General features: G+C 69.8%; 20 protein-coding genes. 13 read left to right on the top strand and 7 right to left on the bottom strand.

The window, feature by feature from the left end:
- Positions 1-287: 287 nt before the first annotated feature.
- Positions 288-1,358, top strand: a complete 1,071-nt coding sequence (locus tag FG99_RS00200; protein WP_043266483.1) for a DUF748 domain-containing protein — start codon at positions 288-290, stop codon at positions 1,356-1,358.
- 9 nt (positions 1,359-1,367) lie between these two features.
- Here FG99_RS00200 and FG99_RS00195 read toward each other — a convergent pair whose 3' ends face one another.
- On the bottom strand, positions 1,368-2,483 hold the full coding sequence (locus tag FG99_RS00195) for a mechanosensitive ion channel family protein (RefSeq protein WP_043266481.1): 1,116 nt from the start codon (positions 2,481-2,483) through the stop codon (positions 1,368-1,370).
- A 178-nt stretch (positions 2,484-2,661) separates the two neighbouring features.
- On the opposite strand from FG99_RS00195, the gene FG99_RS00190 reads away from it, so the two are divergent.
- Both FG99_RS00190 and FG99_RS00185 read left to right on the top strand, forming a co-directional pair.
- Complete coding sequence (locus FG99_RS00190) at positions 2,662-2,904, top strand: hypothetical protein (RefSeq protein ID WP_043266479.1); 243 nt, start codon at positions 2,662-2,664, stop codon at positions 2,902-2,904.
- Positions 2,905-2,995: 91 nt separating this feature from the next.
- On the top strand, positions 2,996-3,415 hold the full coding sequence (locus FG99_RS00185; protein WP_043267847.1) for a low affinity iron permease family protein: 420 nt from the start codon (positions 2,996-2,998) through the stop codon (positions 3,413-3,415).
- A gap of 25 nt (positions 3,416-3,440) precedes the next feature.
- Here the strand turns inward: FG99_RS00185 and FG99_RS00180 are convergent, their stop codons facing one another.
- Together FG99_RS00180 and FG99_RS00175 are read right to left on the bottom strand one after the other, a co-directional pair.
- The gene (locus tag FG99_RS00180) at positions 3,441-3,890 is read right to left on the bottom strand and encodes a DUF421 domain-containing protein (protein WP_009619789.1); all 450 of its coding nucleotides are present in this window, start codon (positions 3,888-3,890) and stop codon (positions 3,441-3,443) included.
- 11 nt (positions 3,891-3,901) lie between these two features.
- A complete protein-coding gene (locus FG99_RS00175; protein ID WP_043266477.1) occupies positions 3,902-4,432 on the bottom strand; it encodes a hypothetical protein in 531 nt (176 codons plus the stop codon).
- Positions 4,433-4,676: 244 nt separating this feature from the next.
- On the opposite strand from FG99_RS00175, the gene FG99_RS00170 reads away from it, so the two are divergent.
- Positions 4,677-5,063, top strand: coding sequence for a response regulator (locus FG99_RS00170; RefSeq protein WP_043266476.1), 387 nt, complete (start codon positions 4,677-4,679; stop codon positions 5,061-5,063).
- A gap of 6 nt (positions 5,064-5,069) precedes the next feature.
- On the opposite strand, the gene FG99_RS00165 is transcribed toward FG99_RS00170, so the two are convergent.
- Together FG99_RS00165 and FG99_RS00160 are read right to left on the bottom strand one after the other, a co-directional pair.
- Positions 5,070-6,020: a N5-glutamine methyltransferase family protein gene (locus tag FG99_RS00165; RefSeq protein WP_043266474.1), complete on the bottom strand. Its 951-nt coding sequence runs from the start codon at positions 6,018-6,020 to the stop codon at positions 5,070-5,072.
- Positions 6,017-7,369, bottom strand: coding sequence for an iron-containing redox enzyme family protein (locus FG99_RS00160; protein WP_043266472.1), 1,353 nt, complete (start codon positions 7,367-7,369; stop codon positions 6,017-6,019). The genes FG99_RS00165 and FG99_RS00160 overlap by 4 nt, the downstream gene beginning before the upstream one ends.
- Positions 7,370-7,521: 152 nt before the next feature.
- Between FG99_RS00160 and FG99_RS00155 the strand changes: the two genes are divergently transcribed.
- The 3 genes from FG99_RS00155 (at position 7,522) to FG99_RS00145 (ending at position 10,343) form a co-directional block, all read left to right on the top strand.
- Positions 7,522-8,664, top strand: coding sequence for a carboxylate-amine ligase (locus tag FG99_RS00155; RefSeq protein ID WP_043266470.1), 1,143 nt, complete (start codon positions 7,522-7,524; stop codon positions 8,662-8,664).
- A gap of 637 nt (positions 8,665-9,301) precedes the next feature.
- Entirely contained in the window at positions 9,302-9,853 is a 552-nt protein-coding gene (locus FG99_RS00150) for an ATP-dependent Clp protease proteolytic subunit (RefSeq protein WP_009619802.1), read from the top strand.
- Positions 9,854-9,929: 76 nt separating this feature from the next.
- Entirely contained in the window at positions 9,930-10,343 is a 414-nt protein-coding gene (locus FG99_RS00145; RefSeq protein WP_043266468.1) for a CBS domain-containing protein, read from the top strand.
- Between the two features lie 45 nt (positions 10,344-10,388).
- Here the strand turns inward: FG99_RS00145 and FG99_RS00140 are convergent, their stop codons facing one another.
- Entirely contained in the window at positions 10,389-10,760 is a 372-nt protein-coding gene (locus FG99_RS00140; RefSeq protein ID WP_043266466.1) for a DUF3509 domain-containing protein, read from the bottom strand.
- A 466-nt stretch (positions 10,761-11,226) separates the two neighbouring features.
- On the opposite strand from FG99_RS00140, the gene FG99_RS00135 reads away from it, so the two are divergent.
- From FG99_RS00135 to FG99_RS00110, 6 genes are all read left to right on the top strand, one after another.
- The gene (locus FG99_RS00135) at positions 11,227-11,457 is read left to right on the top strand and encodes a hypothetical protein (protein WP_009619807.1); all 231 of its coding nucleotides are present in this window, start codon (positions 11,227-11,229) and stop codon (positions 11,455-11,457) included.
- A gap of 90 nt (positions 11,458-11,547) precedes the next feature.
- Positions 11,548-11,787 (top strand): metallothionein, encoded by a 240-nt coding sequence (locus FG99_RS00130; protein ID WP_043266464.1) that lies wholly within the window; start codon positions 11,548-11,550, stop codon positions 11,785-11,787.
- 66 nt (positions 11,788-11,853) lie between these two features.
- Positions 11,854-12,306: a hypothetical protein gene (locus FG99_RS00125; RefSeq protein WP_043266462.1), complete on the top strand. Its 453-nt coding sequence runs from the start codon at positions 11,854-11,856 to the stop codon at positions 12,304-12,306.
- Positions 12,307-12,332: 26 nt separating this feature from the next.
- Entirely contained in the window at positions 12,333-14,885 is a 2,553-nt protein-coding gene (gene ligD / locus FG99_RS00120) for a DNA ligase D (protein ID WP_043266460.1), read from the top strand.
- A gap of 920 nt (positions 14,886-15,805) precedes the next feature.
- Positions 15,806-15,982, top strand: coding sequence for a metallothionein (locus FG99_RS00115; protein WP_009619813.1), 177 nt, complete (start codon positions 15,806-15,808; stop codon positions 15,980-15,982).
- A 40-nt stretch (positions 15,983-16,022) separates the two neighbouring features.
- Positions 16,023-16,874: an SDR family oxidoreductase gene (locus FG99_RS00110; protein WP_043266458.1), complete on the top strand. Its 852-nt coding sequence runs from the start codon at positions 16,023-16,025 to the stop codon at positions 16,872-16,874.
- 42 nt (positions 16,875-16,916) lie between these two features.
- Here FG99_RS00110 and FG99_RS00105 read toward each other — a convergent pair whose 3' ends face one another.
- Positions 16,917-17,291: a Rho termination factor N-terminal domain-containing protein gene (locus FG99_RS00105; protein WP_043266456.1), complete on the bottom strand. Its 375-nt coding sequence runs from the start codon at positions 17,289-17,291 to the stop codon at positions 16,917-16,919.
- Positions 17,292-17,366: the final 75 nt, after the last annotated feature.

Below are 17,366 nucleotides of genomic sequence, written 5' to 3'. Positions count from 1 at the left end.
GGTATCGCTTCGCTCAACGCCATCCTACGGGTTGTGTTTGCCGGGGGCGTAGTAGCGGATTTTGTCCGCGATTAGACTCACCGAGCGCACCGGACACCCCGGTGGCACGGACAGCCCCCTCTCCCTCTGGGAGAGGGCTGGGGTGAGGGCAGCGGACTTCGCCCACACACCGTTGCCAACCCTGACTCCACACTCGTCTAGCCGCACCCATCGCGGACTGGCCGCCACCGCACTGAACTCGCCGTCCGCTGCGCCAGTCCACTGCCAGAGAAGCTCCGGAGGCGGTGATGAAAAGACGCTACAGCCTGCTCCTGTCGAGCGTCCTGGCGATCCTGGCGTTGCTGCTGGTCGCGCATGTCGCGTTGCCCTACGTGATCCGCGACTACCTCAACGGCAAGCTCGACCGCATGGGCGACTACCACGGCCAGCTCGCCGACGTCGATCTCGCGCTGTGGCGCGGGGCCTACCGGATCAATGGCCTGAAGATCGTCAAGGTCAACGGCAAGGTGCCGGTGCCGCTGCTGGACGCGCCGGTGATCGACCTCTCGGTGAGCTGGCACGCGCTCTGGTACGACCACGGCATCGTGGCGCGGGTGGTGTTCCTGCGGCCGCAGCTGAACTTCGTCGACGGCGGCGACCGCCAGGACTCCCAGAGCGGCGCCGGCACCGACTGGCGCGAGCAGCTGGACAAGCTGCTGCCCATCACCCTGGACGAGGTGCGCATCGACGACGGCCGCATCCACTTCCGCAACTACCGCTCCAGGCCGCCGGTGCACCTTACCGCCAGCGCGGTGCAGGCGAGCCTGTACAACCTGACCAACGTGAGGGACGAGAAGGGCGAACGGGTGGCCCGCTTCGAAGGCCACGCCCAGCTGTTCGGCCAGGCGCCGCTGGAAGTGCAGGCGTCCTTCGACCCCTTCGCCAACTTCGAGGACTTCGAGCTGCGCCTGCGCGCCAGCGACGTGGAGCTGCGGCGGGTGAACGACTTCGCCGCGGCCTACGGCAGGTTCGACTTCAACCAGGGCCACGGCACCCTGGTGATCGAGGCCAGGGCGGACGAGGGCCGGCTCAGCGGCTACATCAAGCCGCTGCTGCGCGACGTCGACGTGTTCAACTGGCAGCAGGACGTGGAGGAGAAGGACAAAGGCCTGTTCCGCTCCATCTGGGAGGCGCTGGTGGGCGGCGGCGAGACGCTGCTGAAGAACCAGCGCAAGGACCAGTTCGCGACCCGCGTCGAGCTCAGCGGCAACATCCATGACCGGGACGTCAGCGCGTTCCAGGCCTTCCTCGGCATCCTGCGCAACGCCTTCATCCAGGCGTTCAGCGCGCGCTACGAGCGTTCCGCGCCCGAGGACTGAGGCGCCCGCTCAATGGCTGGTGGAGCCCTGGCCGCCGTTCTGCGCCGGCGGGCGGGCGAAATGGCGTTCCTGGCCGCGCGGGGCATCGCCCGGCGCCTCGACGTTGCGCAGCTCGCGGACCGGGAAGGCGAAGTCGACGCCCAGCGCCTGCACCCCGGCCAGCAGCCCCAGGTTGATCTGCTGCTGCACGTCCATGTAACGGTTGTAGTCGGCCGTCTGCATGATGTAGACGACCTCGTAGAGCAGGCGGCTCTCGTCGAAGCAAAGGAAGTGGGCGCGGTCGAACTTCGCCTCGCGCTGGGCGTCGATGATTTCCTTCACCAGCTCCGCCACCGCCTTGGCCTGCTCGGCCGAGGTCCGATAGCTGATGCCGAACTGGAAGACGATGCGCCGGGTGTTCATCCGCTTGTAGTTATGCAGCGTCTGCTTGAGCAGCTCGGTGTTCGAGCAGACGATCTGCTCGCCGCTGAGGCTGCGGATGCGCGTGGTCTTCAGGCCGATGTGCTCGATGGTGCCGGCCACGTCGCCGAACACCACGAAGTCGCCGATCTCGAAGGGCTTGTCGAAGCCGATCGAGAGGGACGCGAACACGTCGCTGAGGATGGTCTGCACGGCCAGCGCCACGGCGATGCCGCCCACGCCCAGGCTGGCGATCAGCGCGGTGATGTCGACGCCCAGGTTGGCCAGGATGGACAGCAGCATCACGGCCCAGACGACGATCAGGATCACCACCGAGAGGAGAGTCGCCATCACCGGGTTGCGGATGCCGCCGAAGCGCGAGCGGGCCAGCTCGCCGGTCCACAGGCGCACGCAGGCGTCGAGCCACAGGGCCACCTGCAGCGCCAGGATGACGAACCAGCCATGGGTCAGCGCCGCCTCCCAGTTGCCCGGCAGGGCAACCAGCTTGAGGGCCAGCATCAGCGAGAAGGCGAACAGCAGCAGGTTGCTGGTCCTGTTGGCGATCGCCGAGGCATAGCGGGCCCACTGGCTGGTCCTGGCCGCCAGGCGCTTTCTCAGGGAGCCGATGAGCAGGTGCAGCAGCCCGGCTACCACGAAGGCGGCGGCCACCACCAGCAGCAGGCGGCCGAGGAAGGCGAGGTCGAGCCAGGAATTCAGCGACGCCATGGTGTTCCCCCTTATCGATGCGTATGAGTAGTTTTGGTCGGGGCGAGGCGGCAGAAGTTCAGGAAAACGGCGAAGCTCGCGCTGCCGCCGGGGAGAACTTCTGAACTCTCGGCCGCGGCGCTTTTCCACCGAGGGCGACACCAGAGGCTTTGGGGGCTCGGCCCCGGGAGAGAACGTGATGAGCGAGAAGAACACCATCGTGCAGAAACCCCGCCCTGGCCCCGTGGCCGAACATGACGACCCGCCGAAGGCGCCGGTGCGCGAGCGCAAGGGCGAGCCGCGCCGGCCCGGCCCGGTCATCGAGACGCCCGAGGAGGACGGCAGCGAGGGTTGCGTGCAGAAGCCCCCGGCTTCGACGGCGGAGTATTCGCCGGAGGACATAGACATCCAGGGGATCGGCGATGAGAAGCGCCCGGGCTGAGCGGCCGGGGCAGAGTGCGAAGGCGGCCGCGCCGGGGGCCGACGAGGCGCCCCCGGCCGCGGCTGGCGCAGAGCGGGAAAAGCCCGGCGGGCTGTCGTTTTCCCGCTTCGCCCAGTGGCTGTCGCTATGGGCCGGGCGCCCGCCGACCTTCGCCGTGGCCTGCGCGCTGCTGGTGGCCTGGGCCGTCAGCGGGCCCTTCTTCCACTTCAACGACACCTGGCAACTGGTGATCAACACCTCGACCACCATCGTCACCTTCCTCATGGTGTTCCTCATCCAGAACACCCAGAACCGCGACACCGACGCCCTGCACATCAAGATCGACGAGTTGCTGCGCACCACCCACGCGGCCCACGACGCCCTGATGGGGCTGGACGAACTGGACGCCGAGCAGCTGCAGAAGCTGCGCGACACCTACCAGCGCATGGGCGAGAGCGCCGGCGCCGGGGAAACGCCCCAGCGCGTGGCCGACCAGGAGCAGGCCGAAGGCGACGCGCCGCCGCCGCGCTGATCCATGCGGAACACTTCGCAGCCGCTCATTTGCCGCTCTCGGGAATGATGGAGATCTTGCCGTTCTTCTCCAGGATGGCGAAGCGGATCTGCTCCATGCGCTCCAGGCCCTGGGTCTGGCGCGCGGCGAGGAGGATGTCTTCCTCGCGCAGGCGCGCCTCGGCCAGGCGCGCGCGCAAGGGCCGGCCGTACTCGACGATGAGCGTCGGCGAGCCCTCGATCAGCCGGTCCACTGCCGGGTGGCGCAGCTTGAGCAGCGACAGGCCGACGTCGATGACGATCAGCGTGACTATCACCAGCGCCGCATTGATCAGCGAGAAGTCGTTGCCCAGCAGGGCCTGCTGGGTAGCCTCGCCGATGATCATCAACAGCAGCAGGTCGAAGGTGGTGATGTCCGCCAGCGACCGCCTGCCGGCGATGCGGAAGAGGATCAGCAACAGCAGGTAGATGGCCGCGGCGCGCAGGACCGACTCCATGGGGCACCTCCTCAGGGGTAGATGAGCTGGTTGAATTCCAGGGCCTGGCCGGCGCCTTCCACCCGGTAGTCGAGCAGGCCCGGCGCGTCGGGCAACAAGGTCAGGAACAGGTGCCACTCGCCGCGCTCGTCGTGCCGCCCGTGGATGGCCAGCCCGCCGCGCCAGCTGTCGCCGCGCTGCATCGGCTGCAGGCTCTGCACGCTCTGGCGGGCGAGGAAGTCGCCGCCCAGGCGCAGTTCGGCCGGGCTGCCCGGGGCGCCTCGCAGGCGCACGTGCAGGTTGTGGCTGGCGCCGATGCGGCCGAAGCGCTCGTACTCCACCTGCAGCCGGCCATCCTGGCTGGCCAACTGGCGCGAGCTCAGCGGGCCGCTGGCGAACAGGCCGCTCAGGGCCACCAGCACTATGCCCAGCAGGACGGCCAGCCCCAGGCGCTCCAGGCGCCAGGCCCGGCGCTGGCCGGCCATGTGCTCGGCGACCGGGTGGCTGCGTTCGCTGAACTCCTCCGCGGGCTCCGCCGGGAGGGGGCGGGGATGCTCTGTCATGGCGGGTACCTTCGCTTGGCCGCTCTTTGCTGCGACTGCGCCGGCGCCGCTTGGTGCCGGCCAGCTTACCGGCGGCCGCGCTGGGCATTTTGCAGCGCCTGGCGGGGCCGCCAGCGCATTCTGCTGATGTCGTCCTGCCATGACCCTGTGCGCGGGCGCTCTGCGCCGGGGCCTGGATCGTCGCGCGGGTGGGCGTGGTTCTTGCTCGCCAGGAAGTCGGACCATTCACCGACGGAGACGAGCCATGAGCGAAACGAACAAGGTGGTGCTGCTGCTCGCCGAGCAGGCCGACCAGCTGTGGCGCCTGGAGCAGCTGTTGCTGGACCGCGGCTACGCGGTGCTCAGCGCGGGCGACACGGAACAGGCGCTGGATCACCTGGCATCCTCGGTAGTGATCGACCTGATGCTGGTGGACGAGCCCTTCGCCGGGCCGCACACCGGCCCGGCGCTGATCCAGTCGTCGCTGCCGCTGCGCCCGCTGACGCGGGTGCTGGTGCTGACCCAGGACCCGCAGCGCTCGGCCACCCACGGCCGTTCCTACCCCGTGCTGCTCAAACCGGTGGGCCTGGAGGAACTGGGCCTGGCGATCGGCGTGGCGCTGTGCAGCCCGCCGGTGCAGCCCTGGCTGTGACGGGGATCAGGCCAGGCGCCGCAACGTCAGCAGCACCGCGGCGATGCGTTCCACCTGGCGGTAGGCGGGCACTTCCAGCTCTTCGCCGAACACGTCCGGGTCCAGTTCCTCGTAGCGCCATTCCCAGCCGGGGCGGGCCGCCAGCAGCCGGCTCGCCTGGCGCCACAGCGGCGCCTCGCCGTCGATGACCGCGGCGCCCGTGTAGAGCAGCAGGCTGCCGCCGGGCGCCAGGCGGCCGAGGGCGCTTTCGAGGATGCGCAACGACAGCTCCGCGCCCTGGGAGCCGCCGCCATGGCGGTAGGTGCGCTGGGCCGCGTCGAGCATGTAGGGCGGGTTGGCGACCATCAGGTCGAAGTCGCCGGCCAGGCCCTCCAGCAGGTCGCTGCGGCGCACCTGCAATTGCGGCGCCTCGGCCAGCAGCGTGTTGACGCGGGTGAAGGCCAGGGCGTGGGGGTTGATGTCCACCGCATGTACCTCCGCCTGCGGGCAGGCCCCGGCGAGGAGGATGGCGCCGGGCCCGGCGCCGCAGCCGATGTCCACCGCGCGATGGATGTCGCGGCTGTCCAGCGTGCGCAGGTGCTGGGCGATGGCGCGGGCGAAACGGTAGGTGTCGGGGCCGAAGAACACCGCCTCGGCCGCCTCGGTGGGGTAGGCCGAATGGGCGAACAACTGGTCCTCCAGGCTCGACCAGCGCACCTTGCTGCGCCAGTGGCGGCCATCCCACTGCAACAGGTCGGCGGCCTCCAGCAGGGAGAACAGCGAGCGCTCGAGCAGGTCCTCGGCGAAGGGCCGGCTCCAGCCGAAGACGTCGCGCAGGTCGCGGGCCAGGGCGTTTTCCTCGCGGGCATTGACCCGCGCGTGGGTGGCCGGGCTCACGGTGACGAAGGCGTAGCCTTCCCCGCGCAGGCGCTGCCCCAGCGCCTGCAGGGCTTCCAGGCGTGGCGGCAGCGGCGTCATGGCGCCACCCCCAGGTCCTGGCTGAACAGGCGGGTGGCCAGCAGGCCCAGCGGCGTCCAGTGGCGCTGCGGGGCCAGCAGCGGCAGCAGGTGCCGGCGGCGCTGGTGCGGCGCCAGCTGGGCCAGTTCGCGGCGCAGCCGGCGTTCTTCCTCGTCGAGGTCGGCCGGCGCCGCTTCCAGCGCCACCGGCTGCGGCGCGCGCCGGCCAGGGGCGTGCGGAGGCGACCAACTGCCGGCGATCCAGTCGTGCAGCAGCTGCTGCTCATAGCCATCGAAGACGCCGAACATGGCCGCGTCGGGGCCGCTGACCAGGCGCCAGAAGCGGCTGTGCGCCGGGTCGGCGTCGCGACGGATCCAGCCCTCCTGCTGCAGCGCCCGCAGCAGCGCGGCCACGCCCCAGGGCGCGGCCAGCCACTGGTTCAGGGTGCGGCCCTGGATGCGCGTGCGGTCGCTGTGCAGGTGGCGGGCGAAGGGCTGCTTGCGCTCCAGCATGGCCAGCAGCTCGCGGTCGAGGTCGAAGCCGTCGATCACCTGGGTGCTGGACAGACCGACGTCGTTCAGCCCCATGCCGGCCCGCACCCGGGCGAGGAAGGCCCGGCGCCGCGGTTTGTCCGGCAGGTGGTTGTAGAGCGCCTGCAGGGCCCGGCGGGCGTGGCCGCAGCTGGCGTTGTCGATGGTCACGTGGAGGCGGAAGTAGGTGGCGTCGATGCCCAACTCCTGCAACTCCCAGGTGGTCACCAGCAGGTGCAGCGGCGGCAGCTCGTAGCCCAGGTTGTAGCCGATCAGCTCGGGCAGGCGCTGCCCGGCCAGGCAGCCCAGCGCCAGTTGCACCGCGCCCTGCACGTAGTGCTCGGCGGACAGCTCGGCCGCGCCGGCGCAGCCCAGGCTTTCCAGCAGGTGGCGGTAGATCAGCACGTGGTTGCTGGCGGCCACGCCGCGGCCGAGTTCCTCCAGGTAGGTATGCAGCAGGGGCAGCAGGCGGGCGTCGCCGGCATGGCCCAGCACGCCATACAGCCAGGCGCCGTCCACCAGCTTGGTGGGGGCCACGCCGCGCAGGAAGTGCAGCGCGTGGGCGCGGTTGCCGAAGTAGCGCCGCGGCGCGCCGGCATGCCGCTCGGCCAGGTACCGGGCATAGTCCCGCGCGGTGCGGGCGGCCCGCGCGTCCAGCCACTGCGGCCAGGCCGCCGGGGTGTCGGGCAGGTCGACGGGCAGCTCGGCCGCCTGGCGCAGCTGCCGGTCGAGGAAGGTTTCGGCCGCCGCCAGGTGCTCCAGGGGCGCATGGAGCAGCGCCCTGTGCAGCGAACGGGCATCGACCGCCTCTTCGCGGGGCGGAGTACAGGGCAGGTTCATGGGGCGGCTCCTCTGGCGATGGCTCCTGAACATTGCGAGTGGCGCCGGCGGCGAAGGTTTCAACGATCGGCACCAGCGGCTGCGCGTGGGAAAAACGGAACCCCGGACGGGGCCGCGGCGTCGATCCTGTAACCCTTCCGGCAGGGATCCCCATGGTCGCGACGCCCGCCTACCCACCGGCCCGCTTCGGCATCGAGGAAGAGGCCTTCCTCGTCGACGGCGCCAGCCTCGACCTGGCCCGGCAGGTCCCGCCCGAATGGGTGCAGGCCTGCCGCCGAGCGCTGGGCGACTGCTTCGCTGAGGAGATGTTCCAGTGCCAGGCGGAACTGGTCAGCCCGGTGTTCCGCCAATTGGGCGAGGCCGCCGCCTTTCTCGCCCGCGGCCGCGCGCAGCTGGCCGAGCTGGCCCGGGCCAACGGCCTGCGCAGCCTGGTGGTGGGCGCGCACCCGTTCAGCCGCCTCGCCGACGCTGCGCCCAGCGAGCCGGCGCATTACCGCGCCCTGTTCGAGGACTACGTGCAGCCGGCCCGCAACAGCATGCTGTGCGGCCTGCACGTGCACGTGGAAGTGCCGCCGGGGCTGGACCGGGTGGCGCTGATGAACCGGGTGCTGCCCTGGGCGCCGCTGCTGCTGGCGCTGAGCTGCTCGTCGCCGTTCTGGCAGGGCCGCCACACCGGGCTGGCGAGCTACCGCCGGGCGCTGTCCGGGCAGTGGCCGCGTATGGACATCCCGCCCTGGTTCGACGACGAGCCGGCCTACCAGGCCTACCTGAAGCTGCTCCACACCCGGGGCCTGATGCGCGAGCCGGGCCACGCCTGGTGGTTCGTCCGGCCCTCGGCACGCTACCCGACCCTGGAACTGCGCATCAGCGACGCCTGCCCGCGCCTGGCCGATGCGCTGTGCATCGCCGGGCTGTTCCGCGCGCTGCTCACCCAGGCCATGGCCGATGCCGACGCAAGGGAGCCGCACCGGCTGCGGGCGCTGCTGGCGGAGAACTACTGGCAGGCCCAGCGCCACGGTTGCCGGGCGCGCTTCCTGCTGGCCGATGGGCGCTGCGTGGACCTGGCGCGGTGGCTGGAACTGGCCTGGGCGCAGTGTGGGACAGCGGCGCGTGCCGGCAACGAATGGGCCTATGCCCATGCCTGCCGGCTGGCCCGTGAGGGTGGCAGCGCGGCGCGGCAGGTTCGCAGTTTTCGCCGCCACCTGGCGCGCAAGGGCGATGTGGATGAGGCGTTGCGGGAGGTGGTGGTCGAGTTGCTGGAAGAGAACAGCCAGGCTCCGGTGGGGCTGGCGTAGCCGGCGAGTCCAATCGCGGACAAGGTCCGCTCCTACGCCGGTGCTTCCTGGAGCCGTAGGCGCAACCGTCTTGCCTGCTGCGCCGAGTCGCTTTTCGTAGGATGGGTTGAGCCTGCGAAACCCATGCGGTGGTGGCGATGGGTATCGCTTCGCTCAACCCATCCTACGGGGCTTTCCTGGAACTGTAGGAGCGGGGCCTGCCCGCGAATCGCGCGCAGGGCGCGCTCCTACATGGGAATGGCGCGGGTGGGGCAGCGTAGGAGGACTCTGTCCGCGATCCGGCGGATAACGCCGGCGGTCGGGGTCAAGAGCACCCTCACCCCAGCCCTCTCCCGCAAGCGGGAGAGGGGGCCGTCCGTGCCGAGAGAAGAATTGGCCCCAGCCGGAAACCACCGAGGCTGCCGGCTAACGCCATAACATCCAGCCCTGCCCAACGGTTCCCTCTACCTTCAGGGCGGGGCGCGCAGCCGAGGGTTAGGGAGAGGGGCGGCGTTGAACCGGCGCGCAGATGCCACCAGCCAGTTCGCGAGCAAGCTCGCTCCACCTCACCACCATTCGTCGCCCCAATGGCTCCCCCACCCACCCCCGCGACTCACCAGAGAGTCCAGCCCAGCGACCCACGCCCCCAGGAGCCCCCATGTCCACCCACATCATCCACTTCACCGGCCCGATCAACTCCTCCACCTGCGGCAACCTCATCAGCACCTGCACCCGCGCCCTGCAGCAGGGCGCCAGCCACCTGCAGCTGAACATCGCCACCATGGGCGGCGACTGCAGCTACGGCTTCACCCTCTACAACTACCTGCTCTCGCTGCCGGTGCAGGTGGACACCCACAACCTCGGCACAGTCGAATCCATGGGCAACATCCTGTTCCTCGCCGGCCAGGTGCGCACCGCGTGCCTGTACAGCAAGTTCCTGTTCCACCCCTTCCACTGGTCGCTGCACGGCGCGGTGGACCATGCGCGCATGGCGGAATACGCCATGAGCCTGGACTACGACCTGAAGCTCTACGCCGACATCGTCGATGAGCGCACCCGGGGCGCGGCGGAGCGCCTGGACATTCCCAGCTACCTGATGGCCTACCCGCGCATCCTCGGGGCGCAGGAAGCCATCGCCTGCGGCCTGGTCGAGCGGGTGGACGCCATGCCCATCGCCGATTCCACCTGCCAGTGGACGGTGCACGCCTGACGCCCGGGCAGATTCTTCGAACCCTGGCGGCGACGGACTTTCCACACAGGTGAGTCCACCCTTGAGGAGAACAGCGATGAAAGTCAGCGAAGTCATGAGCCGCGAAGTCCGCACCATCGACCCGGCCACCACCCTGCAGGAGGCGGCGCTGCTGATGCGCCAGGCGGACATCGGCGCCCTGATCGTCGGCGAGGGCGAGCGCATGACCGGCGTGGTCACCGACCGCGACCTGGTGGTGCGCGGCCTGGCCGATGGCCTGGACGGGCGCACGGCGGTCAGCGAGGTGATGAGTCCCGGCGTCTGCTACTGCTTCGACGACGAGGAGCTGGACCACGTGGCCAAGAACATGGGGCAGATCGAGAAGCGCCGCCTGGCGGTGGTGAACCGGCAGAAACGCCTGGTGGGCGTGGTGTCCCTGGCCAACGTCGCCAGCTGCAACGCCGACAAGCTGGGCGCCAACCTGCTGCGGGCGGTGGCGCGGCCGCATTGAGCGCAGGTCCCGCCGCCGGCGCATGCCGGCGGCGGGGCAGGGGGGTTACCAGCGCGGGTTGCGCTCGGCCAGGGCGCGCAGGCGCTCGCCGGCCACCACTATCTTGCGTGGCCGGTGCCGGTAGTTGCCGGGGACGAAGGTGCGCAGCTCGATACGCTTGAGGAACCAGTCGACGTTGTCCGGCTGCAGCGGACCCGACTCGGTGATCAGGTCGCGGCGGATGCGCTCCACCAGGTTGTTCAGCAGGACGTCGTTTTCCTGCTCTTCCTTGTGCAGCACGCGCAGGGCGATGCGCTCGCCGTTGGCGTCGTGCAGGTCCATCAGCACCGAGCCGTCGGGACGGTAGGAGAATTGCGGGGCATAGGCGCGGAACTGGTTCTGCAGGTATTCGATGGCGGCGTTGAAAATGGCAGGCATGACGTACTCCCTGTGTGTTGGTTGGGTAGCCGATGCCTTTGCAGCAATCGTTCCGCCCGTGCCGCTATTCCTAAGCGGCTGTTTACGTTGAACTTTCAGCTGAATAGATGGCCCTTTGATGCTTGCGCATTGCAAAGCGGCGGGCTCGCCCGGCGCCTTACTGCATGCCCGGGTGGTGGCGAAATGCAATCCAGGCGCGCCTCCGCCGGCCGGGCCTCGATGGCGGTTGGTACCCGGGTACCGGTAACGCCCCATGGCGCCTACCGCTCGTCGGGCCAGACGCTTTTTTGGGCGACAAGAAAGCGGCGCGCAGGTCCGCGGTCCCGCTAAGTGGATGACATGCGGAGCGCTTTTGCCAATCAGGCATTCTGCATGGCCAAAGGATGGCGTCCTGCCAGCCTTTTTTCGCTGGCGACCGGCGCTACCTTTTCCCGAAAGAGGGGCTTTTCCCGGGGAGGGTATCCGCATGACGCATTTCACTCGTGGCGAAATCGAAGCCTTGTTGCAGCACAACCATCCGGGGTTCCGCTTCAACTGCTGCCGCCAGCTCGATGGCTGCTACGCCATCAGCCTGCGCCACCCGTCGCAGGGCAGGGCGCCCACCACGGTGGTAGGCATCAGCGGCGAGGAACTCTGCACCGCCGAGCAGGTGGAAAGCCTGGGCCAGGAGCTGATCCGCACCTACGCCGCCGCCTGAGGCGCGGCGGCGTCGCCCGCGGGAAAAGCTGAACTCCCCGCTTGCGTCCGGCTCAACCGAGGTAGAGCTGACGCACGGAGGAGCCTGGAAATGAAACCCGATATCTGTGCCTGCCCCAACTGCATCTGCGAGCTGGACGCCGCCGCCGTGCGCGAGGGCGAGCGCTATTTCTGCTGCCAGGCCTGCGCCCAGGGCCACCCCGAGGACCGCCAGTGCAAGGACCCCGAATGCCCCTGCGCCGACAGCGGCAGGCTGAAGAAGGCGCAGGAACGGCAACTGGACCACTCCCTGGAAGAAACCTTCCCCGCCAGCGACCCCATTTCCCCCTGAGGCCCGCGCGCCGCGCGCTGCCCGCAGGTGGCCGGGCAGGGCGGCGCCCAGCGAGAGGAGAAGGCCATGAACGACGAGCGCAAGCACAGCCAGCCGCAGGAAATCGACGACACCGAGGACCGCATGGGCTCGGTGCGCGAGCTGGATTTCGAGGACGAGCGCGCCGCGGGCCGCATCGGCGACGAGCGGCCGCGGCGCGAGGTGAATGAGGAGTTCCCGCCGCAGCGGGCTGCCGAGATGGGCATGACCGGCGGCGAGACCCTGGTCGATGGCGAGTACGAGGACCACGTGGACAGCGACGACCTGGCCCCGGAGACGCTGCTCGACGAAGGTACCGAGTCCGAACTCGAGCCCGCCGACGAAACCCCGGTGGACCGCGAACTGCGGGTGGTGGGCGAGGAGGAGATCGGCGGCGGCATCGGCCTGGACGAGGCCGAGCTGGGCCGCTCCGCGCCATTGGACGGCAAGCCCTGGACCGACCAGGTGTCGCCGCCGGACACTGACGAGGAAGAACGCTGAAGCGGCCCGCCGCGGAGGAAACACCCATGGCCAGTGATACGCCGAGCCTGCAGGAGTACGCCCGCCGCCGCGACTTCAGCGGCACGCCGGAGCCGCGCGGCGAGGCCCCCGGACGCCAGGCCGGGGAACTGGAATTCGTCGTCCAGAAGCATGACGCCAGCCACCTGCACTACGACTTCCGCCTGGAACTCGATGGCGTGCTCAAGAGCTGGGCGGTGCCCAAGGGGCCCTGCCTGGACCCTTCGGTGAAGCGCCTGGCCATCGAGGTGGAGGACCACCCGCTGGAATACGCCGGCTTCGAGGGCCACATCCCCGAGGGCCATTACGGCGCCGGCGACGTCATCGTCTGGGACCGCGGCCGCTGGCAGCCCCTGGGCGACCCGCGGCAGGGCCTGGAGAACGGCCACCTGAAGTTCCGCCTGGAAGGCAGCAAGCTGCACGGCAGCTGGAACCTCATCCGCACCCGCATGGCCGGGCGCAAGCCGCAGTGGTTCCTGGTCAAGGGGCGCGACGATGAGGCCCGCGACTTCCCCCGCCACGACATCCTCGCCGAGGCGCCGCAGAGCGTGCTCAGCGGGCGGACGCTGCCCGGCGAGGCGGCACCGGCGCAAAAGCCGGCCGACCCGCCCAGGCGCGCCGCCGCGGCCAAGGCGCCGCGCCGCAAGGCCGCCAAGGCCGGCGCCATGCCCGAGCGTATCTCCCCGGAACTGGCCACGTTGCTGGATGCGCCCCCGGAGGGCGACTGGCGCTACGAGCTGAAGCTCGACGGCTACCGCATCCTGGCACGGGTGGAAAAGGGCGAGGTGCGCCTGCAGACGCGCAACGGCCACGACTGGGCGGAGCGCCTGCCGGACATCTGCGCCGCGCTGCGCGCCCTGCCGCTGGAGTCGGCCTGGCTCGACGGCGAAATCCTGGTGGTGGACGAGGAGGGTCGCCCGGACTTCCAGCGCCTGCAGAACGCCTTCGACGTCGGCGCCAGCGACGAGGTGCGCTACACCCTGTTCGACCTGCTCTGGCTGGACGGCGAGGACCTGCGCCGGCAGCCCGTGGAGCAGCGCCGCGCCATGCTGGCCGGGTTGCTGAAGCACAATGCCAGCGACCGCCTGCGCTACTCGGAGGATTTCACCGACGACCCGCGCAGCATCCTCGACAGCGCCTGCCGCCTGGGCCTGGAAGGGCTGATCGGCAAGCGTGTCGGCAGCGCCTATGTCGAGCGCCGCTCCACCGACTGGATCAAGCTCAAGTGCAAGCGCCGCCAGGAATTCGTCATCCTCGGCCTGACCCCGCCCAAGGGCAGCCGCCGGCATTTCGGCGCGCTGCTGTTGGGCCTGCACGATGACCAGGGCGAGCTGCGCTACGCCGGCAAGGTGGGCACCGGCTTCGATGCCGCCACCCTCAAGCGGGTGCACGACAACCTGCGCCCGCTGGCCAGCAAGACCTGCCCGCTGGCCTCGCCGCCGCGCGGCCAGGCCTTCCAGGGCGTGACCTGGCTGCGCCCCGAGCGGCTCTGCGAAGTGGCCTTCGCCGAAATGACCCGCGAGGGCCTGGTGCGCCACGCGGTGTTCCACGGCCTGCGCAACGACAAGCCCGCCGAGGCGATAGTCGAGGAACGCGCGAAGCCGGCGGCCGGGGAGGGCGCGCAGCCCATGGCGAAACGCCCGCGCAAGGCGGCGAAGGACGACGCGAAGGTGGCCGGCGTGGCCATCACCCACCCCGAGCGGGTGATCGACGCCGCCAGCGGCCTGCGCAAGCTGGACCTGGCGCGCTACTACGAGAGGGCCGCCGAGCACATCCTGCCCTGGCTCGGCGACCGTCCGGTATCGCTGCTGCGCGCCCCGGACGGCGTCGGCGGCGAGGTGTTCTTCCAGCGCCACGCCTCGCGCAACGCCATGCCCGGAGTGGAACAGCTGGACCCGCGCCTGGACCCGGGCCACGCGCCGCTGCTGCGCATCGCCACCGCCAAGGCCCTGGCCGGCGCCGCACAGATGGGCGTGGTCGAGCTGCACACCTGGAACGCCCGGGTGGACGACCTGGAGCACCCCGACCGCTTCGTCCTCGACCTGGACCCCGACCCCAGCCTGCCCTGGGCGCGGATGATCGAGGCGACCCGGCTGACCCTCGCAGTGCTCGACGAACTGGGCCTGGCCTGCTTCCTCAAGACCAGCGGCGGCAAGGGCATGCACATCCTGGTGCCGCTGGAGCGCCGCCACGGCTGGGACGAGGTCAAGGACTTCGCCCACGCCATCACCCGCCACCTGGCCAGGCAGATGCCGGACCGCTTCAGCGCCGTATCCGGGCCGAAGAACCGCGTCGGGCGGATCTTCGTCGATTACCTGCGCAACAGCCGCGGCGCCAGCACCGTGTGCGCCTGGTCGGTCCGCGCCCGCGAAGGCCTGCCGGTGTCGGTGCCGGTGGCCGAGGGCGAGCTGGATGCGTTGCGCGGCGCCAATGCCTGGAACCTGGGCAACATCGACGAGCGCCTGGCGCTGAAGGGCGAGGATGACCCCTGGGCGAGCTGGGGCGAGACCCGGCAACGCCTGACGCGGCGGATGTGGCAGCAGTTGGGCGAGGAGCGCTGAGACCGGCCTGCCGGCCGGATCGCGGACGAAGTCCGCTCCTACGTCCGCAAACACAATCCGTAGGATGGCGTTGAGCGAAGCGATACCCATCACCGTGGCCGCATGGGTTTCGCCAAGGCTCAACCCATCCTACGAAAAGCGCTTCACAGTTGCTCCTACGTCCGGGCTGTAGGGCGGATAACGCCTATGGCGTTATCCGCCGTTTGGCCTTGGTTTCCAGCAGCTCCGGGGGGATCTGGGCGTTGGCCATGACCTCGGTGTATCGGCGGATAACCGCGAACGGTTATACGCCCTACGTCACTGACGAAGGAGGCGTCCTCCCACGGTTCCAGGAAGCACGGCTTTTTGTCTTGCCCCGCGCGCCGAGGCGCTCTGGTGGGTCGTGTCAAGGCTCAACCCATCCTACGAAAAGCGCTTCACAGTTGCTCCTACGTCCGGGCTGTAGGGCGCATAACGCCTATGGCGTTATCCGCCGTTTGGCTTTGGTTTCCAGCAGCTCCGGGGGTGATCTGGGCGTTGCCCATGACCTCGGTGTATCGGCGGATAACCGCGAACGGTTATACGCCCTACGTCACTGACGAAGTCTCAGGACGACTGCGAATTCATCGCCCACGCCGAACGGCTCCCTCTCCCTCTGGGAGAGGGCTGGGGTGAGGGCAACGGACTTCGCCGACACACCTCTGCCAACCCTGACTCCTCTCCCCCTCCCTAACCCTCCCCCGCAAGCGGGAGAGGGGATCGCTCGGCATGATGCGCAACCACGAAGCTCCCTGGCTCCACAGGCAGGCGAATAGCAGCAGCGAAATGCGCGCAGCCGGCGGGCCGCTGGCGGAAAAAGCTGAACTCCGCCGCCCCCAGCCGGCCGAACCCTGTGACCGGCGGGGCTGCGGCCCCGCGCCACGAAGCGGAGGAGACCTGCCATGAGCGACCAACCCTGCGCCTGCCCCGGCTGCCAGTGCAGCCTGGGCGCCGCCGCCGTGTTCGCCGACGGCCGCGCCTATTGCTGCCAGGCCTGCGCGGACGGCCATCCCGATGGCGAGAAGCACTGCCAGGACCCGCACTGCCATTGCGGCGAGACCCTGCCGCCGCGCGGCTGACGGCCCGCGCTACCGACCCACGCACCGGAGGACAGCCACCATGAGCGAGAAACTTCCGCCCCAGCACCAGGACCGGCAGCCCGGCCGCGAGGAGATCATGCAGCCACCGCCGGAGTTCGCCTCGGAAAGCTACCGCGCCGCCGGCAAGCTGGAGGGCAAGGTGGCGGTGGTCACCGGCGGCGACAGCGGCATCGGCCGCGCCGTGGCGCTGACCTTCGCCCGCGAGGGCGCCGACGTGATGCTGCTGTACCTGGAGGAAACCGAGGACGCGACCAAGACCTGCCAGTTGATCGAGGCCTGCGGCCGGCACTGCCTGGAACTGGCCGGCGACGTCGCCGATGCCGGTTTCTGCGCCGAGGTGGCGCGGCGCCTGAAGGAACGCTGGGGCAGGCTGGACGTGCTGGTGAACAACGCCGGCGAACAGCACCCGGCCGACTCCCTCGAAGACATCAGCGAGGAACAGTGGGAGCGCACCTTCCGCACCAACATCTTCGGCATGTTCCAGCTGACCAAGGCGCTGCTGCCGCTGATGGGCGAGGGCGCGGCCATCGTCAACACCACCTCGATCACCGCCTACAAGGGCAACCCCAGGCTGATCGACTATTCCTCGACCAAGGGCGCCATCACTTCCTTCACCCGTTCCCTGGCGCTGAACCTGGTGCAGCGCGGCATCCGGGTGAACGCCGTAGCCCCGGGGCCGATCTGGACGCCGCTGATCCCCTCGACCTTCAGCGCCGAGGAGGTGGCGAAGTTCGGCAGCAACACGCCGATGGGGCGCCCCGGCCAGCCCGACGAGCTGGCCCCGGCCTACGTCTACCTGGCCTGTTCCGACTCCTCGTATATGAGCGGCCAGGTGCTGCACGTCAACGGCGGAACCGTGGTCAACGGCTGAGACGCCCGGCCCCTGGCGCAATGCAGCGCCAGGGGCCAGGGATCAGGCCTTGCGCAAGGCCTCGATCAGCTCCTGCTTGCGCATGGACGAGCGTCCGCGGATGTTCTGCCGGCGCGCGCGCTCCAGCAGCTCCTGCTTGTTCATCGCCTCCAGGCGCTGGCCGGGGCGCGGCACGCCGTGCTTGGTGGCCACCGCGCGGCGCGCCGAGGAACGCCGCGATTCGGCCTTGGCCGTTGGGCTCTTCTTCTGGCCCGAGCCGCCGGCTCGCTCGCCGCCGCCGGACTGCTTGTTGACGGTGGCCCAGGCCCGCGCTTCGGCCTCGTCCCTGGACACGCCACGCTCCTCGTAGCTTTCCTCGATATGTTCGGCCTTGCGCTTCTGCTTGTCGGTGTACTTGTCTTTGCTGCCTCGGGGCATCGCTCTTCTCCTTTCGCGGCCGCTTCACTGCGGGGTTCGTTCGGGAGAGGCCGCGGCGCCGGGCGGTGTTCAGCG

Source organism: Pseudomonas sp. AAC (genome assembly GCF_000725445.1).
In the GTDB taxonomy this organism is placed as follows: domain Bacteria; phylum Pseudomonadota; class Gammaproteobacteria; order Pseudomonadales; family Pseudomonadaceae; genus Pseudomonas; species Pseudomonas citronellolis.
This window is presented reverse-complemented; position numbering and strand designations above follow the sequence as displayed.

Excerpts from the sequence above, each read along its gene's own strand:
- FG99_RS00155 (WP_043266470.1), top strand. The coding sequence starts at position 7,522 with ATGGTCGCGACGCCCGCCTACCCACCGGCCCGCTTCGGCATCGAGGAA.
- FG99_RS00165 (WP_043266474.1), bottom strand. The coding sequence starts at position 6,020 with ATGACGCCGCTGCCGCCACGCCTGGAAGCCCTGCAGGCGCTGGGGCAG.
- ligD (WP_043266460.1), top strand. The coding sequence starts at position 12,333 with ATGGCCAGTGATACGCCGAGCCTGCAGGAGTACGCCCGCCGCCGCGAC.
- FG99_RS00175 (WP_043266477.1), bottom strand. The coding sequence starts at position 4,432 with ATGACAGAGCATCCCCGCCCCCTCCCGGCGGAGCCCGCGGAGGAGTTC.
- FG99_RS00170 (WP_043266476.1), top strand. The coding sequence starts at position 4,677 with ATGAGCGAAACGAACAAGGTGGTGCTGCTGCTCGCCGAGCAGGCCGAC.
- FG99_RS00190 (WP_043266479.1), top strand. The coding sequence starts at position 2,662 with ATGAGCGAGAAGAACACCATCGTGCAGAAACCCCGCCCTGGCCCCGTG.
- FG99_RS00115 (WP_009619813.1), top strand. The coding sequence starts at position 15,806 with ATGAGCGACCAACCCTGCGCCTGCCCCGGCTGCCAGTGCAGCCTGGGC.
- FG99_RS00140 (WP_043266466.1), bottom strand. The coding sequence starts at position 10,760 with ATGCCTGCCATTTTCAACGCCGCCATCGAATACCTGCAGAACCAGTTC.
- FG99_RS00195 (WP_043266481.1), bottom strand. The coding sequence starts at position 2,483 with ATGGCGTCGCTGAATTCCTGGCTCGACCTCGCCTTCCTCGGCCGCCTG.
- FG99_RS00110 (WP_043266458.1), top strand. The coding sequence starts at position 16,023 with ATGAGCGAGAAACTTCCGCCCCAGCACCAGGACCGGCAGCCCGGCCGC.
- FG99_RS00150 (WP_009619802.1), top strand. The coding sequence starts at position 9,302 with ATGTCCACCCACATCATCCACTTCACCGGCCCGATCAACTCCTCCACC.
- FG99_RS00135 (WP_009619807.1), top strand. The coding sequence starts at position 11,227 with ATGACGCATTTCACTCGTGGCGAAATCGAAGCCTTGTTGCAGCACAAC.
- FG99_RS00105 (WP_043266456.1), bottom strand. The coding sequence starts at position 17,291 with ATGCCCCGAGGCAGCAAAGACAAGTACACCGACAAGCAGAAGCGCAAG.
- FG99_RS00125 (WP_043266462.1), top strand. The coding sequence starts at position 11,854 with ATGAACGACGAGCGCAAGCACAGCCAGCCGCAGGAAATCGACGACACC.
- FG99_RS00160 (WP_043266472.1), bottom strand. The coding sequence starts at position 7,369 with ATGAACCTGCCCTGTACTCCGCCCCGCGAAGAGGCGGTCGATGCCCGT.
- FG99_RS00200 (WP_043266483.1), top strand. The coding sequence starts at position 288 with ATGAAAAGACGCTACAGCCTGCTCCTGTCGAGCGTCCTGGCGATCCTG.
- FG99_RS00130 (WP_043266464.1), top strand. The coding sequence starts at position 11,548 with ATGAAACCCGATATCTGTGCCTGCCCCAACTGCATCTGCGAGCTGGAC.
- FG99_RS00145 (WP_043266468.1), top strand. The coding sequence starts at position 9,930 with ATGAAAGTCAGCGAAGTCATGAGCCGCGAAGTCCGCACCATCGACCCG.
- FG99_RS00180 (WP_009619789.1), bottom strand. The coding sequence starts at position 3,890 with ATGGAGTCGGTCCTGCGCGCCGCGGCCATCTACCTGCTGTTGCTGATC.